Source organism: Mariniflexile ostreae (assembly GCF_042427585.1).
In the GTDB taxonomy this organism is placed as follows: Bacteria; Bacteroidota; Bacteroidia; order Flavobacteriales; family Flavobacteriaceae; genus Pseudalgibacter; species Pseudalgibacter ostreae.
In genome coordinates this window covers 41,333-65,571 of sequence record NZ_JBHMFC010000016.1, presented here as the reverse complement: position 1 = coordinate 65,571, position 24,239 = coordinate 41,333, and the positions used below count along the sequence as shown (strand labels likewise).

General features: G+C 35.9%; 9 protein-coding genes. 7 read left to right on the top strand and 2 right to left on the bottom strand.

What is annotated here, in order from left to right; all coding sequences use genetic code 11:
• Window positions 1-43 precede the first annotated feature (43 nt).
• Both bglX and ACFFU9_RS05435 read left to right on the top strand, forming a co-directional pair.
• Complete coding sequence (bglX, locus tag ACFFU9_RS05440; RefSeq protein WP_379860381.1) at window positions 44-2,335, top strand: beta-glucosidase BglX; 2,292 nt, start codon at window positions 44-46, stop codon at window positions 2,333-2,335.
• Between the two features lie 670 nt (window positions 2,336-3,005).
• On the top strand, window positions 3,006-7,295 hold the full coding sequence (locus ACFFU9_RS05435) for a hybrid sensor histidine kinase/response regulator transcription factor (protein WP_379860380.1): 4,290 nt from the start codon (window positions 3,006-3,008) through the stop codon (window positions 7,293-7,295).
• A gap of 518 nt (window positions 7,296-7,813) precedes the next feature.
• Here ACFFU9_RS05435 and ACFFU9_RS05430 read toward each other — a convergent pair.
• Together ACFFU9_RS05430 and ACFFU9_RS05425 are read right to left on the bottom strand one after the other, a co-directional pair.
• Complete coding sequence (locus ACFFU9_RS05430) at window positions 7,814-9,688, bottom strand: RagB/SusD family nutrient uptake outer membrane protein (protein ID WP_379860379.1); 1,875 nt, start codon at window positions 9,686-9,688, stop codon at window positions 7,814-7,816.
• Between the two features lie 14 nt (window positions 9,689-9,702).
• On the bottom strand, window positions 9,703-12,996 hold the full coding sequence (locus ACFFU9_RS05425) for a SusC/RagA family TonB-linked outer membrane protein (RefSeq protein WP_379860378.1): 3,294 nt from the start codon (window positions 12,994-12,996) through the stop codon (window positions 9,703-9,705).
• Between the two features lie 864 nt (window positions 12,997-13,860).
• Here ACFFU9_RS05425 and ACFFU9_RS05420 point away from each other — a divergent pair.
• The 5 genes from ACFFU9_RS05420 (at window position 13,861) to ACFFU9_RS05400 (ending at window position 24,205) form a co-directional block, all read left to right on the top strand.
• Window positions 13,861-16,191, top strand: a complete 2,331-nt coding sequence (locus tag ACFFU9_RS05420; RefSeq protein ID WP_379860377.1) for a fasciclin domain-containing protein — start codon at window positions 13,861-13,863, stop codon at window positions 16,189-16,191.
• 22 nt (window positions 16,192-16,213) lie between these two features.
• A complete protein-coding gene (locus tag ACFFU9_RS05415) occupies window positions 16,214-19,453 on the top strand; it encodes a SusC/RagA family TonB-linked outer membrane protein (protein ID WP_379860376.1) in 3,240 nt (1,079 codons plus the stop codon).
• A gap of 22 nt (window positions 19,454-19,475) precedes the next feature.
• Window positions 19,476-20,936, top strand: a complete 1,461-nt coding sequence (locus ACFFU9_RS05410; RefSeq protein ID WP_379860375.1) for a RagB/SusD family nutrient uptake outer membrane protein — start codon at window positions 19,476-19,478, stop codon at window positions 20,934-20,936.
• A 13-nt stretch (window positions 20,937-20,949) separates the two neighbouring features.
• On the top strand, window positions 20,950-22,623 hold the full coding sequence (locus tag ACFFU9_RS05405) for a fasciclin domain-containing protein (RefSeq protein ID WP_379860374.1): 1,674 nt from the start codon (window positions 20,950-20,952) through the stop codon (window positions 22,621-22,623).
• Window positions 22,624-22,684: 61 nt separating this feature from the next.
• Window positions 22,685-24,205: a fasciclin domain-containing protein gene (locus ACFFU9_RS05400; RefSeq protein WP_379860373.1), complete on the top strand. Its 1,521-nt coding sequence runs from the start codon at window positions 22,685-22,687 to the stop codon at window positions 24,203-24,205.
• The last annotated feature ends 34 nt before the right edge of the window (window positions 24,206-24,239 follow it).

Sequence of the window (24,239 nt, the reverse complement as noted above, 5' to 3'; positions counted from 1 at the left end):
TGATTATGGAGCGCTTATCAAAAAAAACTAAAATATAATGAAAATGAATAAAAAACAAAAAAACCTATGTGTAGCGGTTATTGCAGTGCTCAGTGTTTTAATTTGTGAAGGACAAACAGCGTTAAAGGAAAGCGTTATAGAAAGAAAAGTAGACTCGGTTCTGTCACTAATGACTTTAAAGGAAAAGATTGGTCAAATGAACCAATATACGGGAGGCGCTGAAATTACAGGTATTCTATCAGAATCTAAAAATAATCAATTACCAGAATTACTAAAGAATGGGGGCGTTGGTTCTATGCTTAATGTGCTATCGGTTGAGGATACCAGAAAAGTACAAACTATCGTTATGGAAAATTCAAGGTTAAAAATTCCATTGCTTTTTGGGTATGATGTGATACATGGTTACAAAACCATGTTTCCAATACCATTAGGGGAAAGTGCTAGTTGGGATTTGGAAGCCATAAAAAAAAGTGCAGAAATCGCAGCACGTGAAGCCTCTGCTTCAGGTTTGCATTGGACTTTTGCGCCCATGATAGATATTTCTAGAGATGCGCGTTGGGGGCGTATTATGGAAAGTTCCGGGGAAGACCCGTTTTTGGGCAGTAGAATTGCAGAAGCTCGAGTAAGAGGGTTTCAGGGCGACGATTTATCAAAAGCGTACACTATTGCTGCATGTGCCAAGCACTTCGCTGCATATGGTTTTGGCGAAGCGGGTAGAGATTATAATACTGTAAACATAGGCGAATCTGAATTGCATAATATAGTTTTGCCGCCATTTAAAGCAGCTGCAGATGCAGGTGTTGCCACCTTTATGAATGCCTTTAACGAAATAGATGGTGTGCCCGCAACGGGGAGTCGTTACTTGCAAAGAGATATACTAAAAGGCGATTGGAACTGGAAAGGTTTTGTCGTTTCCGATTGGGCGTCCATTACAGAAATGATGGTGCACGGCTATGCTAAAGACAAAGTTCAAGCCGCTCAAATTGCTATTGAAGCTGGAAGTGATATGGATATGGAGGGCCATGCATATGAAGAAGGTCTAGAGCCTTTAGTAAAAGAGAAGAAAGTGGACGTGGCATTGATTGATGATGCAGTAAGACGAATTTTACGCGTTAAATTTCAGTTAGGCTTATTTGATGATCCTTATAGATATGCCGATGCTGAAAGAGAAAAAAATGAAGTTTTTACTGTTGAAAACCAAAATATAGCAAGAGATATTGCAAAAAAATCGATTGTATTATTGAAAAATGAGAACAATATTTTACCCTTAAGCAAAGCCGCTAAAAGTATTGCCGTTATTGGGCCTTTAGCAGATGATAAAGATACGCCAATAGGCAATTGGCGAGCTCAAGCTGAAAAAAATTCTGCCGTTTCTGTTTATGAGGGCATACAAGATGCGGTGTCAAAATCTACCAAATTAACTTTTGAAAAAGGTGCAGATTTAGGTGTTGGTGAGCGTTCGTTTTTACTGCCTCTACAAATTAATACAACAGATAAGTCTGGATTTTCTAAAGCCATCAATATTGCCAAAAAAGCCGAGGTGGTGGTTATGGTTCTTGGTGAAGATGCTTTTCAATCTGGAGAAGGGCGTAGCCAGACCGATATTGGTTTTTCTGGTGTTCAACAAGAATTGATAGAAGCGGTTTATAAAGTTAATAAAAACATTGTATTGGTTTTAATGAATGGTCGACCAATGGAGTTAAATTGGGCCGATAAAAACATTCCCGGAATATTGGAAGTATGGCAATTAGGATCGCAATCAGGACATGCTATCGCAGATGTGTTGTTTGGAGATTACAACCCTTCTGGTAAATTGCCTGTTTCGTTTCCAAGAGCTGTTGGTCAAGAGCCCTTGTACTATAATCAGAAAAACACAGGACGTCCTTCTGCTGGTAATGGGCATGTAACTTATTCTCATCACACCGACACGCCAAAAGATGCGCTGTATCCTTTTGGTTATGGCTTAAGCTATACATCTTTTAATTATGCAGATTTGCAATTAGATAAAAAAACCATGTCAAGCCATGAAACCTTAATAGTATCAATAAACGTGACTAACATTGGGAAATACAGTGGAAAAGAAGTTGTTCAACTTTATATAAGGGATTTGGTTGGAAGTAGAACACGCCCTGTTTTAGAGTTGAAAGGGTTTGAAATGATTTCGTTAGACCCTGGGGAAACTAAAAAAGTAAGCTTTACTATAAATGTCGAGTTGCTTAAATTCTATACCGCAAACAAAAAATGGGAAGCAGAGCCGGGCGAGTTTCATGTTTTTGTAGGGGGCGATTCAAGAACGTTGTTACAAGATGGATTCGAGTTGGTAAACCATAACTAAATAAAACAATAAAAGCAGAAGTGATATTGTGTAGCTAATTTTAAAACAACCTTCATAGTCTATACTGATTTTAGGGCCTAGGGTTTGGAGTGCTAAAAGTATAGCGTGCTATCGAAAAAAATCACAAAAGGTTGCTTTCTAGTGGGTACGTCAATTTTATATTAAGCGATAAATGATTGCTTATCCTGCATGCCCTTTTAGCTGTTTAAGTTATGGAAGGTCGTTGTAGATATGCCTTAAAACGCGCCATAGCATTCTATGATCAGGTCGCGACCATTGTCTTACTAATTGCAAAGTGCTTTTTTGCCTGCTTTTCTTGGGGCAATCAACAAGTTGTTCAAAATATTATGACTTACATATTTAATTCTCTTTGTAACCATTTTAAGGTGTTTTACAGGGGCTTTGTTTTAATTAAATATGTTATGCAGCATGTTTGAACAACATGGCTTTACAGTGTGGAATAATGGATAAATATTAAAATATTTCTTCTGGGCTGTTTGAATTTCAAAAACATGGTAATGAAAGCGTTTGTGCTTTTATTCTATATGTATGAATAACCTTATGGGCGAGGTTTCTTGTTTTTTAATTTATCTAAAACTTCAGAATTAAAATTTAAAACGTAATCGTTGTTAGTCAGTATAATTATGGTTTTTGACTAAATTCGATTGTGATGATGAAGGATTATTTCGAACAAACAGGTATCTTTGAAGTTGAGGTTGAGGTTATAAGTAAAGTATATAAAATGACTATAAAACATTGCGTAATTATCTTTTTTTGTTTGTTATCCAATTGGGTTGTTGGGCAGTTCAATAACTTGAAATTTGAAAATTTAGACACGGTTGATGGTCTTTCCAGTAGTACTTGTAATGAAATATTTCAAGATAAAGAGGGGTTTTTGTGGTTCGGTACCATTGATGGGCTAAATAAATATAACGGTTATGAGTTTGAGGTATATAGAACCATTTTGAACGACCCTACATCATTGAGTAACAATAGAATTAATGCTATTGAAGAAGACCGTGAGGGCCACTTGTGGATTGGCACGAATAACGGACTTAATTTGTTTAATAAACAAACCAATAAGTTTACAAGAATAAACCTTTACAAGCAATTATCACTATCCAATAGTCCTCAAAAAATTATTAATGATTTATTTTATGATGATAGTAGTAATACCTTGTGGGTGGCCACAAATAACGGGGCTATTAAAATACTATTGGGAGACGAAAATTTAAATTCAAAAGCATTTAAGTTTTCTTATTATATAAACGATCAGTCCAATTTAAACTCTTTAGATAATAATGGGGTAAACGTTATTTTAAAAGATGAAAATAATGCCATATGGATTTCCACAAATGGGATGTACTTAAATCGTTATAATGCTAATAAAGATAACTTTGATCGTGTTTATATTAATAGTAAAAGACCTTATGAGCTTAACCATATACCAAAACGATTCTTTCTAGATGCCGATGGCGATTTCTGGATAGGCAATGACCTGTCCAATTTTATAGTATGGAATACGAAAGAAAATAGTTTTAACCATGTTTCATTTGCAGAAACCAATATTCCGATTTTTGATTTTTTTCAAGATGATGATGGGGTGTTTTGGGTGCCAACAGAAGGGCATGGCTTGTATTTGTTTACAAAAGAAGCAGGAAAGGTAACCCTAAAACAGCATATTGTAAAAAATCTTTCAGATCCATTTTCACTTCCAAATAACAAACCATCAAAAGTGTTTCAGGATAGAAGTGGTATTTATTGGATAGGAAGTTATGATAAAGGTGTAAGTGAATTAGACCCTTCTCAATATGCTTTTGGCCATTATTACTATCAGCCAGACAACCCCAATGGCATGAGCGAAAAAACAGTGCAAGCCGTATTGCAAGACTCTAAAAAACGTATTTGGATTAGTGCTTATAATGGTGGACTTAATCTATTTAATGAAGAAACGCATACATTTAAGCATTATAGCAATGACCCTAAAAACAAAAACTCTTTAAGTTCAAATAAAATACTGTATACTTTTGAAGATCATAATAGTAATATTTGGATCTGTACTTTAGATGGTGGGCTGAATAAATTTAACCCTGAAACCCATACCTTTGAAAGGTTTTGGCATCAGCCAGCAGATTCGCTTTCATTAGGGCAGAACTCCGTATGGACCGGTACAGAAGATTCCGAAAACAGACTGTGGCTGGGCTTGAGAACTGAAGGGCTAAGCTTGTACGATCCTAATACCAAGCATTTCCATAATTACAAAAACATCTATGGCAAAGACAATAGTTTGCTAAGTAATAATGTGTTGTGCCTGTTTGTAGATTCCAAAAATCGTTTGCTAATAGGGACTTCATTGGGTTTAAACGTTGTTGATTTAAATAAACTGGACGGATTTATTCCTAAAAAAATTAATTTTAAAGAGGTTAAGGGAAATGGCATTGAAGGAATAGGCATCAATTATGTTACTGAGGATCATCTTGGAAATATATGGGTTGGCGCAGATAGTGGTATATATAAGTTAAACCCAGACTTAGCTTTAATGCAGTCTTATTCTTCTCTAAACGGCCTTCCTAATAACCTTGTTGTTGGGATCGTGGAAGATGATAATTACGACATTTGGGCTACGACAAAAGGCGGACTCTCGCTATTAAACATTAAAACCCAACAATTTAAAAATTTTAATGCTCAAGATGGCCTCCAAGGGCCCGAGTATCAAAGTAAATCTATAGAAAAAACAAAAGATGGGCGAATAATTATTGGAGGTATAAATGGTTTTAACATTTTTAAGCCTAGTGATATTAATATCCCAGAATCTGTGATTCTTACCCCCCAAATAACCAGTTTTAAATTAAATAATAAACCAGTAGTTGCAGGAGACTCCATAAATGGGAGGGTTATTTTAAATAAATCGATATCCAATACTCAAGATTTGACTTTAAAATATAATGAAAACTACATTTCATTTGAATTTGTAGCTCTATATTTTGAAAACCCAGTACAAGTTCAGTATGCCTATAAGATGAAAGGTTTAGATAATGAGTTTGTGGATATTGGCAGTGGTAGAGTTGTTAATCATTCTGGTTTAGAGCCGGGTGATTATAGTTTTGAAGTAAGGGCCTCTATAGATGATCAATGGGAAAATGCGCAAACGGCATCTGTAAATATTAAAATATTACCGCCTCTTTGGAAAACATGGTGGGCTTATATGATATATGTATTAGTGGGAGCTTTAATTTTTTGGGCTATAGCATACTATTATACCTTAAAAGTAAAAGAAACACAAGAACATGAACTTGATCAATTGAAATTTCAGTTTTTTGTAAATGTATCCCACGAGTTTAGAACGCCTTTAACGTTAATATTGAGTCCGGTAGATAAAATACTTTCAAATTTTAATAACGATCCAGAAACCATAAGGAAATCTGCAATAACCATACAGCGAAGTGCTAGACGCTTATTGCATTTAGTTAATCAATTATTGGATTATAGGAAAATGGATGTGGGTATGGCCCCTTTGCAGTTAGAAAAAGGGGATATAGTAAAGTTTAGTGAAGACATATTCTCGCTTTTTAAAGATTTAGCTCTTAAAAAAGCGATAAATTATCAGTTCCAAGCATCTTCAAAAAGTATTGTCTCATTATTTGATTTTGATAAAATAGAAAAAATTATAACCAACTTAATATCTAATGCTATAAAATTCACTAACAACGATGGTGAAATTACTATTTCGGTAAATGAAGTGAAAAAGACCCAATCGAAGTCTAAAAATTTATTTTTCAGAAAAGAAAAACTAGGGGATTATGTAGAGATAATTGTGCAAGATTCTGGGGTAGGCCTAGATAAAGAGCAGTTGAAACGTATCTTCTCGCGTTTTTATAATATTGATACCACAAAAACCGGTACAGGTATAGGTCTTAATTTTTCTAAAGGTTTGGTGGAACTCCATGGCGGAGAGATTTTTGTGGAAAGCGAACATTTAAAAGGTAGTAAGTTTGTGGTTCGATTGCCTTTAAATATGAAAGGGTCGTTAGAAAAGGTTAAAAACGTTAAAAACGAATTTTTAATTAACTCTATGAAAGCTGTAGAGTATGATATGCTTATTTCAAATGAAACTCCAATTATTAACAATAATGATGAAAGCACATTAAAGGACGGTAAAAGCCTGCCTACAGTGCTTGTTGTTGAAGATAATAAAGAATTAAGAATACATTTAATAAATGATTTAAAAGATTCCTACATAATTAAAGAGGCTGTTAATGGAGAGGACGGGCTGAAAATGGTAAAGAAGTATTTCCCCGATATCGTAGTGAGCGATGTGATGATGCCTAAAATGGATGGATTCGAAATGTGCCATTCCATTAAGAAGGAGTTGGAAACCTGTCATATTCCTGTTATACTATTAACAGCGAAAACCTTAGAAGAAGATCGAATTGAAGGCTATGAACATGGTGCCGATGGATATTTGGCAAAACCATTTGTAACAAGTGTTTTAAGGGCAAGAATTAATAATTTGCTGGAGTCTAAAAACAGGTTAAGACAAAAGTTTTCTGAAATAGGGGGGGTGTTCCCGTCCAGTGAGGTAACTTCTAATAATTTAGATGAAGCCTTTTTAGATAAAGCGACTAAAATTATTATAGATAATATTAGCGATGTCGATTTTAAACAAGAGCATTTGTTAAAGGAAATGAGTATTGGACGGTCTCAGTTTTATAGAAAGATAAACTCTCTTACTGGGAATAATCCAAGTTATTTTATTAGAACCATTAGGTTAAGATATGCATCAGAATTGTTGTTGAAAAATGAATTTTCTATAAAAGAAGTAACACATATGACGGGCTTTAACTCTACGGCATACTTTAGTAAAACCTTTAAAGAGTTATTTAATGTAACACCAAGTCAGTTTATGGAGCAGAAGCAAGACTCACTAAAAGAGCAAGGGAAATCAGCGTCTGAAGATTAATTTAAGTTGTTCTTTGTGGTAATGGCATATTCTTTAGAGCTCTTTTAAAGACTGTATATGCCACGAAAAGCTACAGGTTGGTCTACTACTACTACTACTACTACTACTACTACTACTACTACTACTACTACTACTACTACTACTACTACTACTACTACTACTACTACTATTGCTTTATTCGTTAATGGTATCGTTTTAGTGCTGAAACATTTTCTTATATTGGAGGTTAAAATGCTGCCAAAGCTTTGGTGTGCTCTTGTTAGATTTTAATGCACTTCCTATTAGTCGCTTTCTTTTCTAATGCCCTGTAGCGAATTTACTTACTCTCTATAAACTACTGATCCTAGATGTTATTTTAGAGCAAGAACAAAGTGTGGGAGAGTTTTTAGAGCATAATGTAGTTTGTATTTAAAAGCAAAATCAATTTAAAAAAAAACAGCTGTGAGCTTTTTTTTGTGCCCACAGCTGTCAAACTAAACAACTAACTTAAACAAATATTATTGTTTACTTCAAGTAAACTACCATCCTGGATTTTGTAATAATTCAGGATTTAATTTCATTTCATCAATAGGAATGCCGCTTAAATAACGTGCTTTTGTCCAATTACGGTTAGCGCCAATATCAAGAATTAGAGCGCCAGGTTTGGTTGTAGCAATACCAGAATAGGTTGAAACGCTTATTTCTGATGTTGTCAATCCTAAAGGGAAACCATTGGGATTATAAATTTTACTGCTTGGGTTTTTAGGGTTGTCTGCGGTTTCGTACTCTGTACCTGCTATGTAGGTTAAACTTACGGTTCTGTTTAACTCATCTTCAGCAATTCCCCAACGCATTAAATCGTCAAAACGAACATTTTCACCAAATAGCTCTATTGAACGTTCACGACGAACTTCTCCCAACATGTTTAGGTCGGTAAATGGCGCGATTAAAGCATTGGTTAGAGGAGCTACTCCAGAACGCTCTCTTATCTTGTTAATAGAGATGTCGAGGTCAGCATCAGAGATGGCTCCATTACCTAGTTCAACTGTAGCTTCTGCGTAAATAAGCAATACTTCTGCGTAACGCAATAAAGGCCAGTTAGGAGATGCAGAATTTCCTTCTCTATTCTTTTGCTCGGAAACAAATTTACGTCCTTGGTATCCTATATTTCTACCCACACTAATGGTAGATAATTCTGGCACATAACGATAATCAAAGTTAACGCCACTTGTCGCAAATGTTTTGTCGTATTGTGCGCCACCTCCGTCTATAGAATTACCACGGCCCCAATATTCTTTTAAAGGTTCCTTAACGAAACTTTTTAAACGAAAATCACGGTTTTGGAACTCGTCCGTCATGTTATCATATCCTTGGAATAAAGGAGAGTGTTGAACGGGCAGTCCGTCAATACATAAATAAGTGTCCATTAGCTCCCGTGAAGGAGTTACGGGTTTAGCATGAGACGTATTTTTGTTTAGATTTCTAAAAGAAAAATCGTAAACGGCTTGAATGATAAACTCTTTATTGTCCGCTTTTGTAAGCCCAATTGGATTGGAACCTTCTTCTAAGTTAAACAAGTAGAATAAGTGGTCTTCTCCTAAAGCACTGCGTTGGTCCCATAATTCGTATGCACCGCTGTTGATAATCTCTAGAGCCAATTGCTTGGCCTCGGTTAGCATGGCGGTTGTGTTTGGGTATCCAGCAGGTTTTGCAGATCCTGCACCAGAGTTAATGCCATCACCATCTGTAGCTTCACCAACATATTTGTCCCAAGTCCCTTCATAAAGCAATACACGGGCTTTGAAAGCCTTTGCTGCTTCAGTAGAAATTTTTCCTTGTTCTACATTATTTGCGGTTGGTAACTTTGCAATGGCAACATCTAAATCGGACAATATTTGAAATATAACTTCGTAACGGCTATTTCTTGGTGCATAAAGCTCTTCAAAGCTTACATCAAGAGCGCGTGTAACGATAGGGACACCACCAAAACGCTGAAGTAGAGTGAAATGGTGCCAAGCTCTAAAGAAGTAGGCAGTTCCAACTGGCGCAGAAATATCTAATGGGTCACCAGGAAAATCTACAGCTTTTTCAATTAATTGATTGGGTGCTCGTAAATAGCTGTAATTTTTTTTCCAAATATCATCTGAGTCTACTGGCGCTATAAGGCCTTGTCCGTAATCTGGTGTGGTGTAGTTTCCTGAGAGATCACTGGCTTCTTCTATGTCTTCATATGAAAGACGTGTGTAAAAATAATTTGAAGCATTTTCAAATTGTTCTGCTGTTTTAAAATATACTGCTTCAGTTACAGAGTCTTGAGGGTCTTGATCTAAATATTGCTCACAACCCACAAGGAAAAAGCCTGAGAGGAGTAGAGATAAAAATAGCGTTTTCACGTTTATATTTATATTTTTCATGTGTTTAATTTTTTTTAAAAGTTAAGTTCTAGGCCAAAAATCAACGTAGAGGTAAAAGGTATTACATTACCTGTAACAGAGTTGCTCCCTGCTTCTGGATCTAGGCCGTCTTTTACGTTAGAAATAACAAATAAATCGTTACCAGTTATAGACAAGCGAAGTCTTTCGATACCTGCTTTTTCAATTAAAGAAGAAGGTAAGCTGTAACCTAATGAAATTACTTTAGCACGCATGTAGCTTGCTTTAATGATGTTAACATCATTTGTATGGGCGTAATTCCAGTTATTACGATAGCTATTCATTGAGATTACAGGTTGTTCAGCACTTGTATTCTCTGGAGTCCAAGAGGAATCTATAAATGAAATGTTTTGGTTTTGCCACCAACGTTTCCAAGGGTAAGCCAAGGTTTCTGTACGTACAATGTTTTGCTTTGCAACACCTTGAAAGAAAGCACTAAAATCAAAACCTTTATACTCAAGACCTAAAGTGATGCCGAAACTATTATGAGGATTTGCATCTCCCATATAAACTAAGTCGTCTGAAGTAATCGTGCCGTCACCATTGGTGTCTATACGTTTAACACTACCAGGTGTTAAGCGGTTTAAGGTTCTGTAATCTGGAATTAATGACCCTTCTATCATTTGGGTTTGATCGGTTGGGTTTACAAAACCAAGATTATTATAATACTCTAATACTTCTTGGTCGTTTTGTAAAAAGCCATCTGTTTTGTAAGCGTAAATGGCGTTAATGGGTCTGCCTTCTACAGTTTTGTTCTCTCCAGGAGCTATAGAGGTGGCGCCGTCCATGCGAGTAATTTCACTTTTACTATCCCAAAGCATAGCACCTACATTGTATTTAAAGTCTCCTATTTGATCTCTCCAGTTTAAAGAAAGTTCCCAACCTTTACTGGTAAAATCACCACTGTTGGTTTTAGGTGCTGTAGCGCCCAGTACTTGTGGGTAGGTTACCGAAATTAACATATCGTTATTGGTGCGGTTAAATACTTCTGCAACACCTTTTAAACGGTTATTAAGTACCGCAAAATCAATACCAAAGTTTGTGGTTGCAACACGCTCCCACGTACGGTCTGTAGAGATTAAGCTGCCAATCCATGCGGTATTGCTTTGGGTTGGTGTAGAACCAAATACAGTAGAACCTGCACTTATTTCAGAAATATAATCATAAGCACCAATACCGGTAACAGAACCAGTTTCACCATAAGAGGTGTAGAACTTTAGGTTGTTGAAAATATCTAAATCTTCAACAAAGCTTAAGCGGTGCAAGTTAACACCTGCCGAGCCACTGTAAAAGTTTTTCCATCTATAATCAGGATGTAAACGAGACGATCCATCACGACGGCCTAAGGCTTCTAAAAGAAAAACACCATCAAAATCGTAATTAATCTTCCCTATATACGATACCAAGCCTGTTGCCTCAGCTCCAGAGTTGAATGTAGAACCATTAGTTTGTTTTTGTGAGCCTCCTGTAATTTGTTTCGTAACATCACCGGTGTTAATATCATCTAAATCATCAGATGCCATATTAGAACGGCTTGTAAAATATCTATTTATCTGTTGTTCTTCTGCGGTTAAACCTAGCATTGCAGAGAAATTATGTTTTTCAAAAGATCGTTCGTAATTGGCTTGTATGACATGGTTTTGGAAATCGACTTGAGTCTCATACAATTTAATAAACGAGTTAAGTAGTGTGTTTTTAGACACGCCTACATTAGGGTCTCCGTACCAATCGTAATTTGTAACAGATTTTTTTCTTTCAGATCGAAGACCATTACGTGAGCTCATGTTGCCAAAGTACGTTAAAGATAAGCCTTTTGCGTATTGATCTAAATCCAGTGTTAATTTAGCACCTAAACGAAATATTTTCTCGTCAGTTACTGTACGTCCACCTTCATCTAATCTAGAAAGGATGTTGTTACCACCAAAAATATCGTAGTATTGTCCTTGGGGATTATAAAGTGGGAAAATATTCATATCGTTAATAGACTCCCCTACACCTAAAGTAGGTTCGTCTACAATCCTATTGTCATAAGAGATATTAAACTCTGTTTTTATTAAGTCGCTTATTTTATAAGTAAGGTTGGTACGGAAGTTGTATTTTTTAGCACCATCATAAACAAAGGATACTGGAGAGCGCTCATCAGAATAGCTAACAGATGTTCTGTAAGTAGCATTTTCATTACCTCCAGAAGCTGATAGGTTGTGTCTTTTGGAAATTGTTGTGCCATATACCGCATCAAATTGGTCCACATCGGCAAAACGCTGCTCTTTTCCGCCAAGAAAAAAGGTGTCTGGCGCTAATGGAAAAGTACCATTGGCTATAGCTTCATAATTTTCTCGAGTTAGGCCTAATCTTAATGTTCCTGTAGATTGTTGCATGATACCGTCGTTGTCTAGGTAAGGAAACGTATCATTATTAAGCGTTTGAAGATATAGTTCTCCCCATTCTTGCATACCTGCAACAGGCATGTCCCCAGAAAAGTTGACTTGGGTTTCACCTATATAGCTAATTTTCATTTTACCTTGTTTCCCTTTTTTAGTAGTAACCAAAATAACACCACCGGCTGCTTTTGTACCATATATTGCCGCTGCACCATCTTTTAATACAGAATAACTTTCTATATCATTTGCATTAATGGTGGCAAGCTGCCATTCTGGTATTTCTAAACCATCTACGATTATAAGCGGTGAAATTCCATTTACAGAAATATCGCCCCGAATTTTAATATTAGAGCCTTCGTTCCCTGGGCGAGCTGTCGTTCTGGTAACGACCAAACCTGGTACTTCACCCTGTAAAGCTAAAGTGGCGTTAGAGGTTCCCTTGCCTTTTAAAATATCGTCACCTTTTACTTGTACCACAGAGCCTGTAAGGGTCGCTTTCTTTTGGGTACCAAAACCTACAATAATCACCTCGTCTAAAGCGGCGATATCTGGTTGCATGGTAACATTTATTGTCGAGTTGCCTCCTGTGGTTATTTCTTGGGTTACATAGCCCATATAAGAAAAAACTAGCACAGCATTGTTTGATGGCACACTGATACTGTATTTTCCATCAAAATCTGTAACAGCTCCAGTAGAGGTTCCTTTTACTATAATGTTAACCCCTGGGATGCCCATTCCGTCTTCTGCACTAACAACAGAACCACTAATCGTTTTATTTTGCTCGTCTACTATAGTGGTTGGCGAAGCCGCATGTAATTGAGAAAAGGCTCCGCTAAATAGCACTCCCATTACCCAGAATAGGCTTGCGAAAATTTTCAGATTAATCTGAATGTGTTTTAATTTAGTCATAAAAATGTCATTTTTAGTTTGTAATTAATTTGAGTTTAATAAGTTTTTTAATGAGTTATTGAAATTTATATTTAGTGTTGACACAAATCTAGAAACAATGTAATTAAATGGGTTGAAGCTATTGTGCAATGATGATAAACTATGAGTCATTTTAGGGTTTTGTTTTCTTGATTTGGACTATGCATGCGGGAATCGGCTTAGTGAGTTGGGGTTTCTGTCCATGATTATAGTAGTGAATTCAGAAGTATTATAGGTTATAAAATAGTTTTGAAAATATAATAGTATATGTGCTTTGAGTAAGATATAAGATGTTGTGTTTTTAAAGGGCTGTGCTATTGTGGTGATGAAGTAAAGCAAGGGTTAAGGTGGGATTTTATTATTGAAAATAAAATGCTTAGTGCTTGTTGGTTGTTTTGCTTATATATAGAGAATAGAGGGTTGTAAAGGTGTTTTGCTTCTAAAAAACACACACACATAAATAGCTTGTCTTGAAACAAACAAATATTTAATCTTATAAAAACGTTAAATTTTGTAACTTTTGGTGTGGTTTTTACGAGGTAAGTTTTAACGTTTCTATAACACTCTTATTTGTTTTTTTGTTTAAAAATTGTGTTTTTGTTGCATTATTCTGATGGTTTTATGTGATAATTAACTAAAATGGTTGATAATTTATCATCATTGCATTATAGTTTATAGTGAAGCATGATATGCATTTTAACTTTGCTTTAACCTTTTTATGAAACTAGCTTATACCCCTAGAAGCTATTCTAAAAAACAAGTACCTACCCATGTTGTTTTTTTAAATTATTACATAAAATATTTAAAATTATTACTAACAAAGCTAAACTAAATATGAGAAAAAAAATGAAGCAAAAAAACGGTTTGATTACAATGCTGGCATTTGTAATTATGGCCACTTTTGGTTGCAGGCCAGATTCGCTTGAATACGCCCGACCAGAAAACTTGGCAGGGACGATATATCAACAACTCGAATCGATGGGGACGTTTAATTATTACTTGCAGTGCCTTGATAAAACAGAATATAAAGAGCCTTTATTAAAAGGTGGGTCTTTTACTGTTTTTGCTCCAACCGATGAAGCTTTTGAAAAGTTCATGCAGGAAGAAAATTACATGTCTGTTAACGATATCCCAGCTGATAGGTTGTTGCATTTAGTCCAATACTCAATTATTATCAGTGGTTGGAATACGACAACTTTAACTTATTATGATAAAGGGTTTTATGCAGGAAATAGTTTTAAACGTGAAACACTGTATCGCGATTCTATTATAGAAGTGAATACAGAGGTGGAGCTTCCTAACCCATACCCCGATCCTAATCATTATGTGGCTCCAGGAACATATAGAGTGGACCAAAGTGGTGGGAGAATTAAGCCCACTACCTATTTTCTTCAGCCTTATTTTGATGCGAAGCCACGTTTCGAAACATCAGATTACTCCTTTATGTTTCCCGGTGAAACTTTTACCCCAGACGGTATGAAGGTATTTGAAGCAAACGTTTCGCAAACTAATATTATAGCAGAGAACGGGATGATATATGCTTTAGATAAAGTTATAGAACCCAAAAAGAATTTATATCAAAACCTTACTTCAGAAGAATATGGAGATAAATATACACTTTTTAAAAAATTAATAAATCGTTTTGCATACTTAGACGATCGAGAAATAGTAAATGAAGTTACTGGAGAAGTAGAAACGGTTTATTATTTAATACATAAAACAGGAATAACAGCAAACTTGCTCCCTTTTGGGCCTAATGATGAAGCGTACCCAAAATTGCTTAATAATGTTGATAGAACATTGGCAAATGCAACTGGTTTAGTCGTGCCTACAAACGATGCTCTAGAGCAGTACTTGATGGGCGATAGTGTTTTAGGTCAGTTTTATACGTCTTATGATGATATGCCTTTAGATGTTCTTGGTAAATTCCTTAGCACATTTTTCTTTACCGATTTTTGGGATATTGCCCCTAGTAACCAAGGAGGTGTTTTAAATGTAGGGTTAAGTGCTGTAGACTACAAGTTAGAAGATGTTGTGGATCGAAAGTTTTGTAGTAATGGGTTCTTTGTCGGTGTAGACAAAGTATACACCAATGCTAATTTTTCAACCATAATAGGCCCCTTGTTATTAGACCCTAATTACACCATCATGTTAAAGGCGGTACAGGATGCGGGAATCGATAATGCGTTACAAAGTAAAGGGTCGCAATTTTCGATATTCGGAATTAAGAATGATCAATTTCAATTAATAGCCGATCCTAATAGTGCTACTCGAAAAATCACAGTGCGTACAGACTTAATGGTGGACCCGAATTCAGAGGTATATATGGAAGTGTTTGGAGATCCCGATGGTTCAAATAATCGTGTTTACCCCGATCCTAGTGCTACCAAACCTTCGGCTGCAGATTTGAGTTATGTTGCAACTACATTACAAGACATTGTTCTTAATCAAATTGTTGAGCGTCATGTAGACCTTAATGATAATAACTATTATCAAACAAAAAGTGGGGAGTTTATCTATGCATCTCAAGGAGACAGAGTCTCTGGTGGCGGTAACTTTACGGCAAATGCCCCTGCATTAGTAGAGTCGGTTAGAGATACAGATAATGGTAGGTTTTATGATATGTCTCGTGCCATAGAGAGACCTTTAAAGTTTACATACGGTGCACTGGTTGATGAGTCGGCCACTTTTTCGAGATTCATTGACGTGCTTACAGCAGCAGACGCTATAGTTGCTATACCCGATGTTGCAGATGATAAATTGATAAGTTTCTTAAACCTGTCACGCACATTTACTTTATTGGCACCAAATAACAATGCGGTTAACCAAGCTATTGCAGATGGGGTCATTGTAGATCCAAGTGCTCTAGGTGGCTTAACACCTTTAGAGCTGGCCATTGCTAAACAAGACCTTTTAAATTTTGTTAAAAGACATTTTATACAGCAAGCTATCGCTACAGATGGCAGTACATCGGGAACATTTTCGTCTATGTACTTTAGTAAGGTAATAGACTTTGTGCCGGTTTACGAGCAGTATGTATTTGAAAACGACCATGCCACATCAAATTTAACCGTAAAAAAACCAGCTACAGGAGCTATTATAACCCAAACGGGAAGTGTGACTAATCTACTATCAAAACGAGTGGTGATTCACGAAATTGGAAATTATTTAAATTAGAAAATATAAAAGCTTGATTAATATGAAGGATAAACACAAGTCATATTCCTATGCCTTAATAATAGTGTTTACATTGTTTTCAATGTACAACATGTCGGCTCAGTCTCAAACTATTATTACAGGTGTAATCACATCAGAGTCAGATGGACAGCCCTTAACAGGAGCAACAATTGCAGAGAAGGATAAAAACAATCGTATAATTAACGGTGTTGTTGCAGATTTCAATGGTAACTATTCATTAAAAATTAAAAACCCAAATAATACTATAACGTTTTCTTATGTAGGATTTGTTACCAAAGAAATGGTGCCAGGAAAACAAGCCCAAATTAATATTGCATTAAAAGAAGATTTAGCAGAGTTAGATGCTGTCTTAATACGTGGCACAAGAAAAGTTTTTACAGGAGATTTTGAAATCTCTAAACGCCGAATAGCCACCGCTATTGAAACTGTAGATATGAAAGACATAAGTGAAACTGCTTCTGCTGGTATTGTCGATCAACTGCAAGGGCGTTTAAGTGGTGTAGATATCGTAGCTAGTTCTGGAGAGCCAGGAGCTGGTATGTCTATCAGGATTCGTGGAACCTCTTCCCTTAATGCTTCTTCCGAGCCTTTAATTGTAATTAATGGGGTGCCTTTTGAAACAGAAATCGATGCTCTTTTCGATTTCGGGTCTGCCGATGAACAACAATATGCAGCCATGATTGGTGTGTCTCCTGATGATATTGAAGAAATTTCAGTGTTAAAGGATGCTGCTGCAACTGCTCAATATGGATCTCGTGCGGCAAATGGTGTCTTGCTTATTAAAACCAAAAGAGGTGCTAAAGGGCCTGCAAGGTTTTCTTATAGTTACAAAGGTAGTGTGGGATGGCAGCCTAAAGGGATCCCTATGTTGAATGGAGATCAATATTCAACCTTAATTAAAGAAGAACTTACGGCTGTAAACGATGTAGTAAGTCGTCCGCAAATCGAGTATGATCCAAATTATGAAAACTATAATTTGTACAACAAGAATGTGAATTGGATTGACGAAATAACGCAATTAGGTTACACACACGAAAACTTTTTGGGTGTTTCTGGCGGTGGTGAGAAGTCTGCATACCGTGTTTCTGGAAGTTATAAAAGCCAACAGGGAACCACTATAGGTACAGGGTTACAACAATTTACTACACGAGCTATTTTGGATTATAATATTTCAGATAAACTTTCTATTTCATCAGAGTTGTCTTATAGTCACGGGTCTTTAGACAGGTCTTTTACTTTAAACAAAGTAGGCGTAAGAGAGTTGGCATTAAAGAAAATGCCTAATCAATCTATTTATGAATTGGATAATTTTGGAAACCCAACCGATGTGTATTTTACACCTGTTGATGCTTTTCAAGGGAATGGGTCAAGTTATTATAATCCACTTGCTATGGCAGAGTTATCCACAACCAATACTGAAAATAATAGAATATCTCCAATCTTTAGAGTACGATACAAAGCTACAAAGCAATTGATGTATGATGGTTATGTGGCATTTGACATCAATACAGACAAATCATCAAATTTTGTTCCCGAATCTGGATTTGGGGCGTCATGGACAAATTCTAATGCCAACCAAGCTAGATTTGCCGATGCAGAGTTTTTTGTAATGCGTACTGAAAATAAAGTAGTTTGGAACCCTAACTTAGGAGATGATCATTCTGTTTTTGCAAGTGGGCTTATACAAACGTATGAGAAAACAAGTCAGGGCTATTCTGCAATAACCAGTAATTCACCTAGTAGTTTAATACAAACGCCTATTGCGCAAACCAGAATAGAAGGATCTGGAAACGAATTATCGTCATCGTTTACGCAAAACAGATCATTGGCTTATAACTTTGCCTTCAATTATCAGTTTTTAGATCGTTATATTTTAAGTGGAGGTATTCGCTCAGAAGGGAATTCTAAATTTGGGAGTAGTTACAGATATGGAACGTTTCCTAGTATAGCGGCTAAATGGATACTTTCCGATGAACCTTTTATGAAATCTTTTGAATTTATTGACGAGTTGGGTATAAGAGGTAGTTATGGTGTAAACGGTAACTCGCCCAATTTTAACTATGGTCAGTACAATACCTATTCTACTTATAATTATAATTATCTTGGTGAACGCCCTGTATTGCCAGACAATATGGAATTAACCGATTTAAGGTGGGAAACGATTATACAAAAAAATCTAGGGCTTACGTATTCCTTTTTTAATAACCGCATTAGTGGCGATTTAGAATTTTATGAAAAAGAAACTAAAGATCTGTTGAGTAAAAATACGGCAATTCCTTCAACTTCTGGTTTTTCAAATGTTCCGTTTCTTAACCTTGGTAATATTACGAATCGAGGATTTGAGCTTAGCGTAAGAACAAAATTGATTCAGAATCAAGATTTCTCTTTAGAGTTTAACTTTAACATTGCACGTAATGAAAACCTTATTACAAAAATATCTGATGCGCAGGACACTGAAGATGGCGATCCGTTAGCTACAGGCCCTAATGGATATCTAAAAAGAATTCAAGAAGGAAATCCTATTGGGTCATTTTATGGTTATCGTTATCTGGGGGTGTATAGTTCTAGTGATGATTTGGCTGCACTTGATGAAAACGGAGGGGTTATATACGATTTAAACGGAGAGCCCAAAACAATGGTGTTTAATAAAAACAGAGCTTTTCAAGCAGGAGAAGCGAGGTATGAAGACGTGAATAATGATGGGAGTATAGATCATTTAGATGTGGTGTACTTAGGGAATGCAAACCCTTTATTGTATGGTGGTTTTGGACCAACTATTCGATATAAGAACTTTAGCCTAAATGCTTTCTTTAATTTTAGGTATAACCAAAAGGTTATAAACTTAGCTAGAATGGAAACCGAAAGCATGTCTAACTATGATAACCAAAATACAGCCGTTTTACGCCGTTGGAGATTTGAAGGTGATGTTACCGATATCCCAAGAGCTGTTTTTAATAGTCCTGTAAACACATTGGGTTCCGATCGTTTCCTTGAAGACGCTTCATTTTTAAGAATGAAATTTCTAACATTCAAATACGATTTGCCAAAGGCATTTGTAGAGAAAATCAACTTTTATAATGCATCGTTGTTTATAACAGGAACAGACCTATTGACCTTTACGAAATACTCTGGTCCAGATCCTGAAACAGGAAATAGTAGTGACTGGAAAGAAGTTGGTTTTGACGATAGCCAAACCCCAAGATCTCAACAAATAACGCTAGGGGTTAATTTGACATTCTAAATTGTAAAATTTAAAAAATATTATGAAACGAAACATAATTAAAATATACGCCATCATTCCAATGCTTTTTATAACATTATTTTCATGTGATAGTTATTTGGAATTGGAACCAGAAGATAGTTTGATACAGCAGGAGTTTTGGAAGAATAAAGAGCAGGTATCTGCAGCCCTTGCAGGTTGCTATGCTTCCATGAACCAGTCTGGTTTTACAGATAGAGCCTTATTATGGGGAGAATTAAGAGGTGATATGCTGGTTTCTGTACGAGCAGGAAACGACCAATTAAACATGATGAAAAACTACATGTTTCCTAGTAACGGATTCGTTAATTGGAATGTTTTCTACAAAACCATTAACCATTGTAATTTGGTGCTCACTTTTGCCGATCAAGCACAAGCAAATGACTTGTCTTTTTCTGAGCAAGAACTAAAAAGGATTAAGGCTGAAGCCATAACCATTCGTGCCTTGGTTTATACCATACTCGTTAAAAATTTTAAAGAAGTACCATTAGTATTAACGGCTACATCAAGTACCGCAGTAGATTTTTATCCAGCCAAAAACACGGAGGAGGAAATTATAACTCAAATTACTGCAGATCTAGAGGGAGCTGTTAGCGGACTTAGTTTAGGGTTTGCACAATCTGCTGCACATGATAAAGGAAAAATGACAAAAGGTGCTGCATTGGCAATACTTGCCGATATTTATTTATGGAATGAACAGTACGATAAATGTATAGATGCAACCAACAGGCTTATAGGTTTAAATAAGTATAATTTGGTTAATGGTGCCGATTGGTTTAATGACATATTTTTCGAAGGCAATTCTAGTGAAGGGATTTTTGAACTTCAATTTAGCGAGATCAATGCCACTTTAAAAAATTCATTTTACTATGTTAACCCAATCTATGCACCATATAGCGGAATACAAGAATTGTATCGAGAATTTCCAGATGATGTAAGGGAAGACCTTGCAACTTTCGATATAGCGTACAATAGTGTTTTTAAATATGCAGGAGTAAATAATCTTGGTTTTTATAGAGCTTCAGATCAGTTTTATAACACGCTTATTTTTTATAGATATGCCGATGTTTTGTTAATGCAAGCCGAAGCCTATATTTTATCTACAGAAAACAAAGATTTAAATAGGGCTTATGCGCTCATGAATCAAGTAGCAGAGCGTGCTACAGGAGCCCCTCTGGATGTTAATATATTGGAAGGAGATTTGTTAAGTGCCTTGTTGAAAGAACGCCAAAAAGAATTTGCTTTTGAAGGTAAAAGATGGTACGATTTATTGCGCTTTGCAAAACGAAATAATTTTGAAAACCAATATCTTATATTGGATTTAGCTATAGAGAAAGCTGGTCCCGATGATTATGATCAAATTTTGAGCTACTTTTCTGATAAAGAGTCGTATTATCTGCCTATTTATCAAAATGAGATTAATTTGAATCCTAACTTGATTCAAAATCCTTATTACACAAACTAAAACGTAAAAAACTATGAAAACAAATAAATTTATTGCTTGGATAGGAGGTATTGTGTTTATGATGCTATCCATAATGGGCTGTAACGATAGTCTAGATGGAACTACATTTTTTACTAGTGATGATATGACGATTATTCAAACATTGGAGTCTAATCCAGAGGTGTTTTCTTCTTATGTTGAAATTCTTCAAAAAACAGAACTCTATAATGCCTTTAAGAGTTATGGGAACTATACGAGTTTTACGCCTACAAATGCAGCGGTTAAAGCCTATATAAAAGAAAAATTTAATGTAGAATCTGTAAGTGAGATTACTTCTCCTGAAGATATTGAGTTTTTAAAGGTGGTTGTTAAATTTCACACCATCCCTTCTGGTAGAGGTACAAGTGGTTTTGTAGAAGGAAGGCTTGCGGATACTACTTTTACGGGAGATTACCTTACCACGTCGTTTTTAAAGGGTGGCGGGATAGCCAATGTGGAAATTAATAGAGAAGTAGGTTTAGAGGTATATGATATTAAAGCTACAAATGGTATTATACACACCATTGATGGGGTATTAGATCCTTATGTAGACCCAGTTCCTGTAGTTATGGATAAAGCGGGTGAGCATACTATTTTTGTGGATGCCTTAAAGCAAACAGGGTATTATGACACATTTTCGGTTATTTTTAATGAATTTGGTGCAAAAAGTAATGTTACCATTTTAGCAGAGTCTGATGCGGTTTATGCTGAAAATGGGATTCATTCCTTTCAAGATCTGGCCAATAAATACTCCCCTGGAGATACAGACTATACTAACCCTGAGAACGAGTTAAATAGATTCGTAGCGTATCATGCCACTCAAAATTTCTTGTATTCCAGAAACTTTCCAACAGATGGTTTTGTTAATACAGTATTGCCAAGAAATGCATGGAAAGCGTTTAAAACAGACAAAGAACTTAAAATTAATGAAAGCGAAACAGGTGTAAATGATACCTGGACCTCTTTAATTGCAGCGCAGAGTAATTACCCTGCTAAAAATGGAGTATACCACACGGTCAATAAAGAAATGCCCATTTTTACACCAAAAGCCAAGCATATTATATTTGATCTTGTAACAGATCAACCAGAATACCAATCTGGCCTTGTTAAAAGTGGTACAAATTATCCCAGTACAACTTATGAGAACATACGATGGTTTCCAGAAGGGAATAAGCGTTTTTGGAGAAGAGGAAAGGAGCAAAACTTTAGAAACTCTGTATTTGATGTTGGTGGGTATTCTTGGATTGAATTTGACACCCCTGTTCTTCCTAAAGGAAAATACGAAATGTTAGTACTAGGGAATGGAGGTAATAATGCTAGAGCTATTTTACAAGTATATTGGGATGGTGAGCCTATTGGTTCTGTTTATGACATGACAAAAAAAGGAACCAGTATAGGGTGGCCAGATGAAGCTGTTATGGAATCTAATGGCTGGCGTCACGGTTATAAATGTATTACAGATAATACGGGGGCCAATCAATATGACAATAGTAATAAAATTAGGTTCATTGTAACTAAAGAGTTGCTGTGTTCTGAGCAAAAAAGGCATACTGTTCGGTTTCAAGCTATAAAAGCGGGGGGGAGTCCTCTAGATTTTATCGAGTTTATACCTGTTGTGGATAATGCTCCAGCAGATCCTTCAGAATGTCCTCCAGGAGCAGACAATTAGGGAGACGGTTAAAAAATAGAATTCCTGTGAATTAATCAAAAAGATAACTAAAGAATTTATAATGAAAAATAAAAACAAACACGTATATAATTTCAGTCGATTACTGGTAGTCGTTTGTATCTTCTTTACAGTAAGCTGTAAAGAAGAGGCATGGGACGAGCACTACGATCAGCAAGACGAGAGATTGGAAAAAAGCATATTCACCGTATTGTCTGAAAACCCAGAGTATTCAACGTTTGTTGGGTATTTAGAACAAACGGGGTATAGCAGTCAATTAAAAACCTCTCAAGCGTTTACCGTTTGGGCTCCAACAAATGCAGGGTTTTCAGAGGTTTCTAGTGAGGTGCTAAATGATCCAGACCTGTTAAAAGAACTTATAGGAAATCATATCAGTTCGTTTTCTTATAACACATCAAGTAACCCAGAAGCGCTTGTTAAAATGTTCAATAATAAATATATTGAATTTAATAATACAACGGGGGGGTCAACTTTTGGTGGTTTAAATCTTATAGAAAAAGATATATTGGCTTCCAATGGTGTTGTACATACAATTAACGAGGTTTTAGAGGTGAGCCCAAATATTTGGGGCTATCTGAATGATAATGCAAGTGAATTTCCTTCATTGCTAACGTTTTTTTCTCAATATAATGAAACGGTTTTCGACCAACAGAACAGTGTTAAGGTAGGGACCAATTCATTAGGGCAAGCGGTTTATGATTCTATTTTTGTTCCATCAAACACCTTTTTTAAAACGATTGGGGATTTAAGTTCGGAAGAACAACGTTACTCCTTTGTTGGTTTAACAGAACCTGCTTATACGGGAATTTATAATAGATTTAAAGAGTATTATAACTATCCTATTGAAGATTCTATAAAAGCCAATACAAACAGAACCATTTTTAGTAATCTAAATTTTATTGGATTAGATGCCGATAACTTAAGTGGTGCTCCGGTTTATACTACTAAAGGGAGTTTAGTCACATTAAACCCAAGCGATATAACTGAAAACGTCTCTTTAAGTAATGGGAATGTGTTTGTTGTTAATGAGTTAAATTACAATCCTGAAGATGTTATTTATAAAGCGATTCGTTATGAAGTAGAAAACTCAGAAAGAAGAACTATTGGCGATGTATTAGCTTTAAACGTTCAGAAAAAATTTAGTACCTCTGCTTCAGGTCAGTTTTATAATATTGTGAGCTTAGATCAAAATCCAAATGCAGCGCAAACGAACAATTACTTTGAAATAGCGTTTACAAATGTATTGTCCGCACGTTATAAGTTGAACCTTAAATTTGTGCCTGTAGGCGCTTCTAAACAGACTAAATTGAGATTTGAGTTTAGCTATACAGATGCGGATAAAAACAAAGTGGTTCATCAAATACCATTTGTTGTAGTGGGTAATCAGGAGGATAATGTTGTTCAGATAGGAGACACCTACACGATACCAGTATACATAAACCAAGAGGAGAACAACGACTTTGCTGTAAAGCTAAAGGTGTTTGTGGATGTTAGTGAGCCTGAGTTGATACTATATGATCGCAGATTTGGCATTGATTACGCAGAACTAGTTCCAGTAGAATAGACCAACTAAATATTAACATGAATTATTATCTGAC